Origin of the sequence: Variovorax sp. Varisp36 (assembly GCF_047304235.1) — a bacterium.
Taxonomy (GTDB): domain Bacteria; phylum Pseudomonadota; class Gammaproteobacteria; order Burkholderiales; family Burkholderiaceae_C; genus Variovorax.
In genome coordinates this window covers 1-13,586 of the sequence record NZ_JBGLYU010000077.1, presented here as the reverse complement: position 1 = coordinate 13,586, position 13,586 = coordinate 1, and the positions used below count along the sequence as shown (strand labels likewise).

Genomic DNA, 13,586 nt, shown 5'->3' with positions numbered 1-13,586 from the left:
CGCTGCGCGCCTGCAGCCGCATGGGGGCCGAGCGAAGCGAAGGCCCGGGAGGGTTCCCCTCCCCTCTGGCTGCGCCGAGGAGCGGAGCGGTTCGCGGATCAGGGCTCGCAGCTGTTTGAGCGAAGCGAGTTCTGCGAGACCCCGCGAAACGCGAGCACCGCAGGTTGCCCCGTAGCGCAGCGAAGGGGTCGCAGACAGTGGGGTCGCCTTTTCTTTGCTCACTTTCTTTTGGCGAAGCAAAAGAAAGTGAGTCGCCCGCCGGGGCGAGTCCCGGCCCCGGAAAGCAACCACCCGCCGGAGGCAGCAACATGCTGAGCCCAGGCACCCCCTACCCCTTGGGCGCAACACCCTCGCAACAGGGAGTCAACTTCGCAATAGCAGCGCCAACAGCAGAAGCAGTACAGCTCTGCATCTTCGACAGCACCGGCAAGAGCGAGCAGCAGCGCCTCAACCTACCGGCATGCACAGACGGCATCTGGCACGGCCACCTGCCCAGCGGCAAGCCCGGCTTGATCTACGGCTACAGAGTCCACGGCCCGTGGTCCCCCCACGAAGGCCAGCGCTTCAACCCAGCCAAGCTGCTGCTCGACCCCTACGCCCGAGAGATCGTCGGCAGCTACGACGGCAGCGACATCTTCCTGGGCCACGACCCCGCGAACCCGGCCCAGAGGGACGCCCGCGACAACGCAGCCGTCGCGCTCAAGGCCCGCGTCGCGCAACCCGCCGGTCCGGCAGCGGCATCCGGCCACGCCCGCATCCCCGCCGGCGAGCGCGTGCTCTGCGAGCTGCACGTCAAAGGCCAGACCAGGCTCCACCCCGCAGTCCCCGCGGCACTCCGGGGCACCTACGCCGGCCTCGCGGAGCCCGCCGTGCTCGACCACCTCCAGCGCCTGGGTGTCACCACCCTGAGCCTCATGCCCGTGCAGCACCGCGCCGACGAGCAGCGCCTGCTGCGCATGGGCCTGAGCAACTACTGGGGCTACACCACCATCGGCTGGTTCGCTCCCGAGGCCCGCTACTGGAGCGGCCGCGCCGGCACCACGCCCGCCAGCGAGTTCCGCGCGATGGCCGACGCCATACACGCACGTGGCATGGAGCTGGTGATCGACGTGGTCTATAACCACAGCGCCGAGACCGACGAGCTCGGTCCCACGCTCTCGCTGCGCGGCATCGACAACGCGCTGTACTACCACCTGCGCCCCGACGACCGCGCCCTCTACGAGAACTGGGCCGGCACGGGCAACTGCCTGAATCTCGGCGAGCCGCGCGTGCTGCAGCTGGTGATGGACAGCCTGCGCTTCTGGGCCTGCGAGATGGGTGTCGACGGTTTCCGCTTCGATCTCGCCCCGGTGCTCGGGCGCGACGCGCAGCGAGGCTTCGACCCACGCGCGCCCTTCTTCGCCGCCATCGCGCAAGACCCGGTGCTCTCGCGCACCCTGCTCATCGCCGAGCCCTGGGACATCGGCCCCGGCGGCTACCGCCTCGGCGAGTTCCCGCCGGGCTGGCTCGAATGGAACGACCGCTACCGCGACACGCAGCGCGGCTTCTGGCTGCGCCAGGCGCACGACGACAGGGCCGGCCTGGGCGACTTCGCCCATCGCTTCACCGCTTCCAGCACGCAGTTCGCCCATCGGGGCCGCGCGCCGGCCGCGAGCGTCAACTTCGTCACCGCGCACGACGGCTTCACGCTGCGCGACCTCGTGAGCTACAACGAGCGCCACAACCTCGCCAACGGCGAGGGCAACCGTGACGGCCATGGCCACAACATGAGCAACAACTGTGGCGTCGAGGGGCCGAGCAACGACCCCGCCGTGCTGGCCCTGCGCAGCCGCCTGCAGCGCGCGCTGCTCGCCACGCTGATGCTGTCACAGGGCACACCCATGCTGCTGGCCGGCGACGAGCTGGGCCACAGCCAGCAGGGCAACAACAACGCCTACTGCCAGGACAACGAGACCACATGGCTCGCGTGGATCGGCACCTCCGCCCCCGACAGCGACGTGGCCCGCACGAGCGCCTTCGTGGCGCGCCTGGCCGCCCTGCGCCGCGAAGCCCCGGCCCTGCGCAGCACCCGCTGGTGGCCGCCCGAGACGCCGCAGGGCATGCCGCCGGGCATCCGCTGGCTGCGCCCCGACGGCGAACCGATGACGGCCAGCGACTGGCGCACGGGCACGGCACTTGCAATCCTTTTCGGCGATGGCGCCGGCGCCGGCGACGGCGGCTCGTGGCTGGTGCTGGTGAACGCAGGCCCGCAGGCTGTGCCCTTCAGGCTGCCCGCGGGCGCGTGGCGCCTGCGCCTGTCCACCGATCCCGAGGACGATCCGGGTGAGATGGGCCGGCCGCTCGGCGGCACGGCGCAAGTGCCTTTTTCAAGCATCGGGATCGCAAGAACGTAGGAGCCAGGCGCACGGCGCGGTGCTAGTCTCGATGCAGAGACCCTGACGGCGAATGAATTCCAACAAGCGAACGAACGGAGACTCAGGATGGACAACCTCACACCGCAAGCGCAGCCCCCGCAGGAGCTGCAGGCCCATCAACTGGTCCGCCGCACCATCGCCCTGGTGCTGGCCGGCGGACGCGGCTCCCGCCTCAAGCAGCTGACCGACCGGCGCGCCAAGCCGGCCGTGTACTTCGGCGGCAAGTTCCGCATCATCGACTTCGCGCTGTCCAACTGCCTGAACTCCGGCATCCGGCGCATGGCGGTGGTCACGCAGTACAAGTCGCACTCGCTCATGCGCCACCTGCAGCGCGGCTGGAGCTTTTTGCGCGCCGAGCTCAACGAGATGGTCGACGTGCTGCCCGCGCAGCAGCGCGTGGGCGACGAGCACTGGTACCGCGGCACGGCCGACGCGGTGTTCCAGAACCTCGACATCATCCAGACCCGATCCACCAAGCACGACTACGTGGTGGTGCTGGCCGGCGACCACATCTACAAGATGGACTACTCGATCATGGTCAAGGACCATGCCGAGCACGGCCTGGGCTGTACGGTCGGCTGCATCGAAGTGCCGCGCATGGAAGCCACGGCCTTCGGCGTGATGGCCATCGACGAGAGCCGCCGGATCACCGACTTCCTCGAAAAGCCCGCCGACCCGCCCGCCATGCCCGGCCACCCCGACGTGGCGCTGGCGAGCATGGGCATCTACGTGTTCGACTCCGAGTACCTCTACCAGCTGCTGGAAGAAGACAGCGTCAACCCCGATTCGAGCCACGATTTCGGCAAGGACATCATTCCCCGCGCCGTGGCCCAGGGCCGCGCGCTGGCCCATCCTTTCGGCCTGTCGTGCGTCACGCGGGCCTCGCGCGGACCCGACGCCAAGGCCTACTGGCGCGACGTGGGCACGATTGATGCATTCTGGGCAGCCAACCTCGACCTGGCCTCCATCACCCCGGAGCTCGACATCTATGACACCGACTGGCCCATCTGGACCTACCAGCGGCAGTTGCCGCCGGCCAAGTTCGTGCTCGACCGCGAGGGCAAGCATGGCATGACGGTCAACACCATCGTGTCGGGCGGCTGCATTGTCTCGGGCTCCAAGGTCAGCAGCTCGGTGCTGTTCTCGGGCGTGCGCATCCACTCCTTCTGCGAGATCAACGAGGCTGTGCTGCTGCCCGACGTGGAAGTCGGGCGCGGTGCCCGGCTCAACCGGGTGGTGATCGACCGTGGCTGCGTGATCCCCGACGACATGGTGATCGGCGAGGACGCCGAAGTCGACGCCGCGCGCTTCGAGCGCACCGAGAACGGCGTGGTGCTGGTCACGCGCGAGATGCTCAAACGACTGGCTGCATGAGATTCGCCCCCAGTCTTCGCGCACTTCGTGTCGCTTCGCCAACCCCCTCGCCGGGGGCAATACCAGCGGCCCCGCAAAGCCGGTTCCGCGGTATTCCTGGAAGAAACCAGGTCTTTGTGCCATCCCACCTTGCACGGAGGCAGCACTGACGATGCGAATCCTCCAGGTCAGCGCCGAACTCTTCCCCCTCCTCAAGACCGGCGGCCTGGCGGACGTCGCCGGTGCCCTGCCCCTGGCGCTCATGGCCGCAGGACAGGACGCGCGCGTGCTGCTGCCGGGCTTTCCGGCCATCGTCTCGGGCGTGCGCGACCTGGCGCCCGTGGCCGGTTTCGACGCGCCCTGGGGCGAGCGCTTCGGGCTGAGCCTCGGGCATGTCGACATCGATGGGGCGCCCGGCATCCCGGCCTACGTGATCGATGCGCCGGTGCTCTACGACCGGCCCGGCAATCCCTACGAGGACACCTCGCGCCAGCCCTACGGCGACAACCACCGCCGCTTCGCCCTGCTCGGCTGGGCCGCGGCGCAATTGGCGCAAGGGCTCGATCCGCTGTGGCAGCCCGAAGTCGTGCATGCGCACGACTGGCACGCCGCGCTCGCGCCGGCCTACCTGCACTTCGCGCGGCAGGCCGGTGGCCCGCGTGTGGGCAGTGTCTTCACAGTGCACAACCTCGCCTACCAGGGCCTCTTCGCGCCGTGGAACTTCGCGGAGCTCGGCTTGCCCGGCCCCGCGTTCCAGATGAACGGTCTCGAGTACCACGGGCAGGTTTCGTTCATGAAGGGCGGCCTGTATTTCGCCGACCGGCTCACCACGGTCAGCCCGACCTATGCGCTCGAGATCCAGACGCCCGAGCAGGGCTGCGGGCTCGATGGCCTGCTGCGGCTGCGCAGCAGCGCGCTCACCGGCATCCTCAACGCGGTCGACGACCAGGTCTGGAACCCGGCGACCGACGACGCGCTGGTGCAGGGCTATCACACGCCCGAAGGCCGCCACATGGCCGGCAAGGCGCGCTGCAAGTCGGTGCTGCAGCACCAGCTGGGGCTGGCCGATCGGCCGGATGCTCCGCTCTTCATCCTCGTGAGCCGGCTCACCGAGCAGAAGGGGCTGCATCTGGTGCTCGGCGGGCTCGATGCGCTGCTCGCCCAGGGCGGCCAGCTCGCATTGCTGGGCAGCGGCGAGGCCTGGCTCGAGGAGGCCTTCCGCCACCGAGCGGCGGCCGCGCCGCAGTCGGTCAGTGCCACCATCGGCTACAACGAGACGCTGGCCCACCAGCTGTTCGGTGCGGGCGACGTGACGCTGGTGCCTTCGCTCTTCGAGCCCTGCGGCCTCACGCAGATGTACGGCCTCAAGTACGGCAGCCTGCCGCTGGTGCGCCGCGTCGGCGGGCTGGCCGACACGGTGGTCGACAGCTCGCTCGAAGACCTCGCCAGTGGGGGCGCCACCGGTTTCGTGTTCGACAGCTTCGATGTCCAGAGCTACGAACGCGCCGTGCGCCGCGCCTTTGCCTTGTACCAACGCGCGCCCGACTGGCGGCGCGTGCGGGGCAACGCCATGCGCCGGCCCGCCGACTGGGCCACTGCGGCGGCACAGTACATCGACGTTTATCGGCAGGCACTGGGATGACGCGCCTCTTCTCGATTCGATGCGTTCGTGATGCGGGGTGCGCTCACGCGCAGGGGAGCACTCGGTGTCATTCGCACGCACCCAAGACAAACGCACAGCAGCAAAACACCATCACCCACCCCGAAGAGCGCCAATCATGACGATCAAAGACTTCGCCTACGACCACCCCGACCGCGACGTCGCAGCCTTCAAGCGCGCGGTGGCCAACAAGCTGATCTACGCAGTCGGCAAGGACCCGGTCGCCGCCAGCCAGGACGACTGGCTCAACGCCACCTCGCAGGCGGTGCGCGACCAGCTGGTCGAGCGCTGGATGATGACCACGCGCGCCAACTACGCGCAGGACCTCAAGCGCGTCTATTACCTGTCGATGGAGTTCCTGATCGGGCGCACCTTCACCAACGCGCTGCTGGCGGTCGACCTTTACGACACCGTGCGCGAGGCGCTGGCCGACTTCGGCGTCGACATGGACGCATTGGCCGAGCGCGAACCCGACGCGGCGCTGGGCAACGGCGGCCTGGGGCGGCTCGCCGCCTGCTTCCTCGACTCGATGGCCACGCTGGGCGTGCCGGGCATGGGCTACGGCATCCGCTACGAATACGGCATGTTCCGCCAGCGCATCGTCGATGGCCAGCAGGTGGAAACACCCGACTACTGGCTCACGCGCGGGAACCCGTGGGAGTTCCAGCGGCCCGAGGTGAACTACCGCGTGCGCTTCGGCGGCCATGTGCAGAAGCGGGAAGGCACCAACGCCCCTTACGGCGCGGCCGACTGGGTCGACACGCACGATGTGCTGGCCGTGGCCTACGACACCATCATTCCCGGCTACGGCACGCAGGCCACCAACACGCTGCGGCTGTGGTCGGCGCGCGCCACCGAAGAGATCGACCTCTCGGCCTTCAACCGCGGCAACTACATGCAGGCGGTGGAAAGCAAGAACCACTCGGAGAACGTCTCGCGCGTGCTCTACCCCGACGACTCCACGCCCTCGGGCCGCGAGCTGCGGCTGCACCAGGAGTATTTTTTCTGCAGCGCGAGCGTGCAGGACCTGCTGCGGCGCTACCTGCGCAACCACAAGACCTTCGACCAGCTCTCGGAAAAGGTCAGCATCCACCTGAACGACACGCACCCCGTGCTCGCCGTGCCGGAGCTGATGCGCCTGCTGCTCGACGAGTACGGCCTCACATGGGACATGGCCTGGGCGCACACGCAGAAGGTGTTCAGCTACACCAACCACACGCTGATGCACGAGGCGCTGGAGACCTGGCCGGTCGAGATGCTGGGGCGCATCCTGCCGCGGCACCTGCAGATCATCTACGACATCAACGCGAAGTTCCTCGCCACGGTGACGCAGAAGGTGGGCAACGACGTGGAGCTGATGCGCCGCCTGTCGCTGGTGGACGAGACCGGCGAGCGCCGCGTGCGCATGGCCTACGTGGCGGTGCTGGCGAGCCACTCGATCAACGGCGTGTCGGGGCTGCACTCGGAGCTGATGAAGCAGTCGATCTTCTCGGACTTCGCGAAGATCTTTCCCGATCGCTTCAACAACAAGACCAACGGCGTCACGCCCCGGCGCTGGCTCGCGCAGGCCAACCCGCCGCTGGCGGCGCTGCTCGACCAGCGCATCGGCAAGGGCTGGCGGCGCGACCTGTCGCAGCTCGAGGCGCTCAGGCCCATGGCCGAGCAACCGGCCTTCGTGCGCGCATTCCGCCATGCCAAGCGCGAGAACAAGCTGCGACTGGCCAACTGGATCGAGCAGCACCTCAAGATCGACATCGACACCGACGCGATGTTCGACGTGCAGGTCAAGCGCATCCACGAATACAAGCGGCAGCTGCTCAACGTGCTGCACGTGGTGGCGCGCTACCACCGCATCCTCGACGCGCAGGCCGCGGGCACGCCGCTGGACATCGTTCCGCGCGTGGTGGTGTTCGCGGGCAAGGCGGCGTCGGCGTACGCGATGGCCAAGCTCGTCATCCGGCTCATCAACGACGTCGCGAGCACCATCAACGCCGACGCGCGCGTGGGCAAGCTGCTGAAGGTGGTGTTCCTGCCGAACTACAGCGTGAGCCTGGCCGAAGTCATCATGCCGGCGGCCGACCTGTCGGAGCAGATCTCGACGGCCGGCACCGAGGCCTCGGGCACCGGCAACATGAAGTTCGCGCTCAACGGTGCGCTGACCATCGGCACGCTGGACGGCGCCAACGTGGAAATGCGCGAGAACGTGGGGCCGGAGAACATCTTCATCTTCGGCAACACAACGCCCGAAGTGGCCGACATCCGCGCGCGGGGCTACCAGCCGCGCGAGATCTACGAAGGGAACGCCGAACTCAAGCGCGTGCTCGACGCGATCCGGGACGGCGCGTTTTCAGCGGGCGAACCGGCGCGCTACCAGGGCATCTACGACGCGCTGGTGAACTGGGGCGACCACTACCTGCTGCTGGCCGACTATGCGAGCTACGTGGCCAAGCAAGCCGAGGTCGATGCGCTGTACCGCGACTCGGATGCCTGGACGCGGATGGCGATCCTCAATGTGGCGGGGATGGGGGCGTTCTCGTCGGACCGCACCATTGCGCAGTACGCGCATGAGATCTGGCACACCAAGCCGGTGGTGTTGAGCTGAGCATCCGATATTTGCTCCCTCCCCCGCTGGGGGAAGGAGCAAGACAGGGTCAGCGCGGCTTCTTCTCGCCTGCCGGCTCTGCCTCGGTCACGAATCCGATGCGACTCAGCCCTGCCTTGTTCGCGATGCCCATCAGCGCCACCACCTTGCCATAGGGCACGGCCTGATCGGCGCGCAGCTGCACCTCGGTGTCCTTGCTGTCGGCGGCGGCTTTTTCGAGCTGCTGCGCCAGTTCCTCGTCGGTCACAGCCTTGTCGTTGAAGAAGACCTTGCCCGAGGCGTCGACCGACAGGCTCACGAACTTGGGCGTGTCGTTGGGCTGGCCCGCATCGGTCTGCGGCAGGTCGAGCTTGATCGAGCTGGCCATCAGCGGCGCGGTGATGATGAAGATCACCAGCAGCACCAGCATCACGTCGACCAGGGGCGTCACGTTGATGTCGGACAGCGGCCGCTGCGCACCGGCGCCCATGGCCCGCCCGCCACCTGCGGCGCTGCTGCCCAGTGAAGTGCGACCGAAGGCCATGGCGCGTGCGCTCCCTAGACCGGCATCGGCCGCGCCGGCGGCGGTGCCGCGGGCCCGGCCGCCTCACCGAAGCTGCCCAGCAGGTCGTGCGCGAAGCCTTCGAGCTCGGCTTCGATGCGGCCGATGACGCGTCCAAAGACGTTGTAGGCCAGCACGGCCGGAATGGCCACGGCGAGGCCGAAGGCCGTCATGATGAGCGCCTCGCCGACCGGGCCTGCCACCTTGTCGATGGTGAAGCCGCCGGTCTGGCCGGCGATGCCCGACAGCGCACCGTAGATTCCCCAGACCGTGCCCAGCAATCCGACGAAGGGCGCCGTAGCGCCAACCGTGGCGAGCAGAATCTGCCCCGCCTGCAGCCGGCGCAGCGCGCCGTGCAGGGCGTCGCGCAGCACGCGCGTGAGCCGCTGGTTGCGGTCGACCGTGGCGCCCAGCGTGCCGGCCGGCGCACCGGCGGCCACGCTCTTGATGGCTGACACGGCAGGCGACACGAGCGTCGCGCGGTCGAAGGCCTTGAGCTTCTGCTCTGCGTCGGCCAGCGTGGACGACTGCCAGAACGCCGCGATGCTGCGCAGCACATCGCGCGTGCCGCCGCGCAGCAGCCACGCCTTCCAAAGGATGATGACCCAGCTCGCGACCGACATCGCCAGCAGCAGCAGCGCCACCGAACGGCTGACGCCGTCGCCATGGGTCAGCAGTTCGAGCACGCTCATCGATGGTCCCTTGAGCTAGCGCAGGCCCAGCACGTCGTACATGTCGAACAGGCCGGCGCGCTGCCCCTCCAGGAAGCGCACCGCGCGCAGGCTGCCCTGCGCGTAGGTGACGCGGCTCGACGACTTGTGGGTGATCTCGATGCGCTCGCCGGTGCCCGCGAACAGCACGGTGTGGTCACCCACGATGTCGCCGCCGCGGATGGCCGAGAAGCCGATGGTGGAGGGATCGCGCTCGCCGGTGATGCCTTCGCGGGCGTACACGGCGCAGTCCTTGAGGTCGCGGCCCAGTGCATCGGCGATGACTTCGCCCATCTTGAGCGCGGTGCCCGAGGGCGCATCGACCTTGTGGCGGTGGTGCGCCTCGATGATCTCGATGTCGTAGCCGGTCGACATGGCCTTGGCCGCCATTTCGAGCAGCTTGAAGGTGACGTTGACGCCCACGCTCATGTTGGGCGCCATCATGATCGCGATGTCTTTCGCGATCTCGGCGATCTCGGCCTTCTGCGCGTCGCTGAAGCCGGTGGTGCCGATGACCGCCTGCACACCGAGCTCGCGGCATGCCGCGAGGTGCGCAAGCGTGCCTTCGGGGCGGGTGAAGTCGATGAGCACCTGCGCGTCCTTCAGGCCTGCGCGCAGTTCGGACACGATGGACACGCCGCTCTCGAAGCCCAGGAAGGCGCCGGCATCGGTGCCGAGTGCCGGGCTGCCGGCAATGTCGAGCGCGCCGGCCAGGCGCAGGTCAGGCGCATTGCGCACCGCCTCGATCAGCATGTGGCCCATGCGGCCGGATGCTCCCGCGACGGCGATGCGGCGTGGCGCGGGAGTGGAATTGGCAGGAGTGGAGGTGGATTCAGTCACGCGGATTCAGTCTTCGAGGATTTCGAAACGGCCAATGGCATGCATGCACACGGGACGGACGCCACCTGGCTCGGCGGGCGCCGCCCGCTGCCGATGCTGCTCGCGCCGCGCTCAGCGCGCGGCTTCGAGCGGAGGATAGGCAGCCGGCAGCGGCGGCAGGGAGGCCGATGCGCCCGCGGCGGAGTCGGTTTTTTTCTCGTCCTTGGAGGGTGCGAATTTCTTGAGCTCGTCTTCCGAGGCCTCGAGCGTGGGCACCTTGCCGGACTTCTTGCGGGTGTCGAGCGTGGCGACGAACTCTTCCTCGCTGGGCATCTCGTCGCCCTCGAAGCGGTCGAGCAGTTCGCCGTTGAAGAACACGGTCAGGTGGCGTTCCTGCGGGTCCACGCCCTGGCGGCGAATGGTGAACACGTAGTCCCAGCGATTGGCGTGGAACACGTCGTTCAACAGCGAGGTGCCGAGGATTTCACGCACCTGCTGGCGCGACATGCCCGGCTTGAGGGCCGCGACCTGTTCCTTCGACACGAAATTGCCCTGCACCACTTCGACTTTGTACGGAGTGACGGCGGCCAGCGCGCCACGCGTGCGATCGCTGAAACCGCTGCAGGCACCAAGGCAGAGCGTTGCGGCAACGGCAGCAACCAGCAGCCAGGGACGGCGTTGGAGAATGGCAGGCATGGGAGGAAAAAGGGGGGTAGCGATATGATCGGCCATTGTAGCGGCTGGCCCTTTTCAGGGCCTTTGCCGCAGCCCAGGGCGCAGGAATCACATGGCCAACATCGACGAACTCAAGAATACCGGCCTCAAGGCCACTTTGCCACGCCTGAAGATCCTCGAGATCTTCCAGACCGGCAGCCAACGGCACATGACGGCGGAAGACGTGTTCCGCGTGCTGCTGAACGAACACTCCGACATCGGCTTGGCCACCGTCTACCGCGTGCTCACGCAGTTCGAGCAGGCCGGCATCCTCGAGCGCAGCCATTTCGAAAGCGGCAAGGCGGTCTACGAACTGAACGAAGGCACGCACCACGACCACCTGATCTGCACCTCGTGCGGCAAGGTCGAGGAGTTCTACGACGCCGAGATCGAACGCCGCCAGCAGATGATCGCCAAGGACAAGGACTGGATCCTGCAGGACCATGCCATGTCGCTGTACGGCCTTTGCGGGGACTGCGCCAAGAAACGTTGACCCCCCGGCTTTTCACTGCGCTTCGCTGCGTGTAACTCCCCCCCGAGAGGGAGGCGCGGCCCGCCTTGGGGCGGCCCGGCGGCGGCCGCATACCCCCAACCGGTCAGTCCCCTTCGCGGCCGTTTTCCATCGCCTTGTGGTGGCGCGCCACGAAGTCGGCATAGGTGTCGATGCCGCGCAGCTGCAGGATCGAGTTGCGCACCGCCGCCTCCACCAGCACGGCGATATTGCGCCCCGCCACCACCTGGATGATGACCTTGCGCACCGGAATGCCCAGAACGTCCTGCGTGAGCGGCGCCGATGGCATGCGCTCGTAGTCGCGCTCGAAGCTGTCGCGCCGCACGAGGTGCACGATGAGCTTGAGCCGCATCTTCCGGCGCACCGCCGTCTCGCCGAAGATCGCGCGGATGTCCAGCAGGCCGATGCCGCGCACTTCCAGCAGGTTCAGCAGCAGGTCGGGGCAGCGCCCTTCGATGGTGTTCTGGTTGATGCGGAAAAGATCGACCGCATCGTCGGCCACGAGGCCGTTGCCGCGCGAGATCAGCTCCAGCCCGAGCTCGCTCTTGCCCAGGCCCGATTCGCCCGTGATCATCACGCCCATGCCCAGGATGTCCATGAACACACCGTGCATCGAGGTGCGCTCGGCAAAGTGCTTGGACAGGTAGGCGCGCAGCAGGTCGATCACGAAAGCCGACGACTCGCGCGTGGCGAACAGCGGCAGCTGGGCGCGTTCGCAGATCGACAGCAGTTCGTCCGGTGCGGCCTGGCCGTCGGCCAGCACCAGCATCGGGGGCTCCAGCGTAACGATGCGGGCGATGCGCCGGGCGCAGTCTTCCTCGCTGCCGCGCGTCAGATAGGCCACCTCGCGGGCGCCGAGGATCTGCACGCGGTAGGGGTGGATGTAGTTGAGGTAGCCGACGAGGTCGGCCGCCGATTGGGCCCGGCTGATGACTTCGGAGTCGAACTGGCGTTCTGAAGCGCCGAGCCCTGCGAGCCATTCCCAGCGGAGCGACCCGCGGAACTCCTCGAACATGGCATCGGCACTGATGACGGTCGGCTTCATGCGTTCAGGAGACGGCGCTCACGCACCAGAGTTGGGGCAGGCCAGAATACCGCGGAACCGGCTTTGCCGGGCCGCTGGTATTGCCCCCGGTAGGGGGTTGGCGAAGCGACACGAAGTGCGCGAAGCCTGGGGGCGAGCCACAGGTCAGGCGACTTGCGTGGATTGCCAGCCGGCGATCAGGCCGTGGAGGACGGACGCGTCGGTGCTGGACTTGATCTGTTCGCGCAGGCTGGCATCGCTCAGCAGTTCGGCGATTTCAGAGAGGATTTCGAGGTGCTTCTGCGTGGCCGCTTCGGGCACCAGCAGGAAGATCAGCAGCGCGACGGGCTGCTCGTCGGGTGCGTCGAAGCCGATGGGATTGGCCAGCTGGAACACGGCCGCCATCGGCGCCTTGAGGCCCTTGATGCGGCCATGCGGAATGGCCACGCCATGGCCCAGACCGGTGGAACCGAGGCGCTCGCGCGCAAACAGGCTGTCGGTGATGAGGGCACGGCCCAGACCGTGAAGGCTTTCGAACAGCAGGCCGGCTTCTTCGAAAGCACGTTTCTTGCTGGTAGCGTCAACGCTCACAAGCACTTGAGCGGGCGGCAGGATGGACGCGAGGCGATTCATGGTGGGTGCAGGGCGGGGGCGATTATGCACCCGCTTGGTAAAAACCCCCAGTCCCCCTATTTACTTTCTGTCTACATGTTGCCCAGAGGCCTCGCGCGCCCTCTGGGAGCTTGCCAAAGCCCCACCGCTGCAGTCGGAAAACAAAAAGCCGCCCGAAGGCGGCCTTGGATGCGAGCCCGAGGGCTCCTCTACATCACGCGCTTGGGCGCGGCGTGATGGTGGTCCTGCAGGCGGTCCTTGTGGCGCACCACCTGGCGGTCGAGCTTGTCGACCAGTTCATCGACCGCGGCGTAGAGATCAGCGTGGCTCGATTCCGCGAACATGTCATTGCCCTTGACGTGGATGTTGCATTCCGCCCTTTGGCGGCGTTCCTTTTCCTTTTGCTTTTCCACCGTGAGGATCACCTTCACATCGACGAGCTGGTCGAAATGTCGGGTGATCCGGTCCAGCTTGCTCGTGACGTAGGTGCGCAAGGCAGGTGTGACGTCGAGGTGATGACCGCTGATCGTCAAATTCATGAATGACCTCCTGGAATTGACGGTTGGGGAAATGACCGCACTGCGGAATGCAGCTTGGCCGGCGAGAAACGGGAGTTGTGGGAGGGG

The 13,586-nt window shown here is 67.4% G+C and carries 12 protein-coding genes; 5 read left to right on the top strand and 7 right to left on the bottom strand.

Going from position 1 to position 13,586, the window contains the following annotated elements:
- Nucleotides 1–308: 308 nt before the first annotated feature.
- The 4 genes from glgX to ACCD11_RS27745 all read left to right on the top strand — a co-directional run bounded on the left by glgX (nt 309) and on the right by ACCD11_RS27745 (nt 8,029).
- Nucleotides 309–2,393, top strand: a complete 2,085-nt coding sequence (gene glgX, locus ACCD11_RS27760) for a glycogen debranching protein GlgX (RefSeq protein ID WP_413316289.1) — start codon at nt 309–311, stop codon at nt 2,391–2,393.
- 87 nt (nt 2,394–2,480) lie between these two features.
- The gene (gene glgC / locus ACCD11_RS27755; RefSeq protein ID WP_007838645.1) at nt 2,481–3,788 is read left to right on the top strand and encodes a glucose-1-phosphate adenylyltransferase; all 1,308 of its coding nucleotides are present in this window, start codon (nt 2,481–2,483) and stop codon (nt 3,786–3,788) included.
- A gap of 151 nt (nt 3,789–3,939) precedes the next feature.
- Complete coding sequence (gene glgA / locus ACCD11_RS27750; protein WP_413316287.1) at nt 3,940–5,409, top strand: glycogen synthase GlgA; 1,470 nt, start codon at nt 3,940–3,942, stop codon at nt 5,407–5,409.
- A gap of 136 nt (nt 5,410–5,545) precedes the next feature.
- Nucleotides 5,546–8,029 (top strand): glycogen/starch/alpha-glucan phosphorylase, encoded by a 2,484-nt coding sequence (locus ACCD11_RS27745; protein ID WP_413316285.1) that lies wholly within the window; start codon nt 5,546–5,548, stop codon nt 8,027–8,029.
- A 49-nt stretch (nt 8,030–8,078) separates the two neighbouring features.
- Here ACCD11_RS27745 and ACCD11_RS27740 read toward each other — a convergent pair whose 3' ends face one another.
- The 4 genes from ACCD11_RS27740 to ACCD11_RS27725 form a co-directional block, all read right to left on the bottom strand.
- On the bottom strand, nt 8,079–8,552 hold the full coding sequence (locus ACCD11_RS27740) for an ExbD/TolR family protein (protein ID WP_007832699.1): 474 nt from the start codon (nt 8,550–8,552) through the stop codon (nt 8,079–8,081).
- Between the two features lie 14 nt (nt 8,553–8,566).
- Nucleotides 8,567–9,262, bottom strand: coding sequence for a MotA/TolQ/ExbB proton channel family protein (locus ACCD11_RS27735; protein ID WP_413316283.1), 696 nt, complete (start codon nt 9,260–9,262; stop codon nt 8,567–8,569).
- A gap of 15 nt (nt 9,263–9,277) precedes the next feature.
- Nucleotides 9,278–10,120 carry a 4-hydroxy-tetrahydrodipicolinate reductase gene (dapB, locus tag ACCD11_RS27730; RefSeq protein ID WP_413316281.1) on the bottom strand — a complete coding sequence of 281 codons (843 nt, stop codon included), beginning with the start codon at nt 10,118–10,120 and terminating at the stop codon, nt 9,278–9,280.
- Nucleotides 10,121–10,231: 111 nt separating this feature from the next.
- Nucleotides 10,232–10,795, bottom strand: coding sequence for an outer membrane protein assembly factor BamE (locus ACCD11_RS27725; RefSeq protein ID WP_007832693.1), 564 nt, complete (start codon nt 10,793–10,795; stop codon nt 10,232–10,234).
- A 91-nt stretch (nt 10,796–10,886) separates the two neighbouring features.
- On the opposite strand from ACCD11_RS27725, the gene fur reads away from it, so the two are divergent.
- Entirely contained in the window at nt 10,887–11,306 is a 420-nt protein-coding gene (gene fur / locus ACCD11_RS27720) for a ferric iron uptake transcriptional regulator (protein WP_007832691.1), read from the top strand.
- Between the two features lie 103 nt (nt 11,307–11,409).
- On the opposite strand, the gene hprK is transcribed toward fur, so the two are convergent.
- The 3 genes from hprK to hpf all read right to left on the bottom strand — a co-directional run bounded on the left by hprK (nt 11,410) and on the right by hpf (nt 13,499).
- Entirely contained in the window at nt 11,410–12,369 is a 960-nt protein-coding gene (hprK, locus tag ACCD11_RS27715; RefSeq protein ID WP_007832689.1) for an HPr(Ser) kinase/phosphatase, read from the bottom strand.
- 144 nt (nt 12,370–12,513) lie between these two features.
- Complete coding sequence (locus ACCD11_RS27710) at nt 12,514–12,981, bottom strand: PTS sugar transporter subunit IIA (protein ID WP_007832688.1); 468 nt, start codon at nt 12,979–12,981, stop codon at nt 12,514–12,516.
- Nucleotides 12,982–13,169: 188 nt separating this feature from the next.
- Nucleotides 13,170–13,499: a ribosome hibernation-promoting factor, HPF/YfiA family gene (gene hpf, locus ACCD11_RS27705; protein WP_007832687.1), complete on the bottom strand. Its 330-nt coding sequence runs from the start codon at nt 13,497–13,499 to the stop codon at nt 13,170–13,172.
- Between the last annotated feature and the right edge of the window lie 87 nt (nt 13,500–13,586).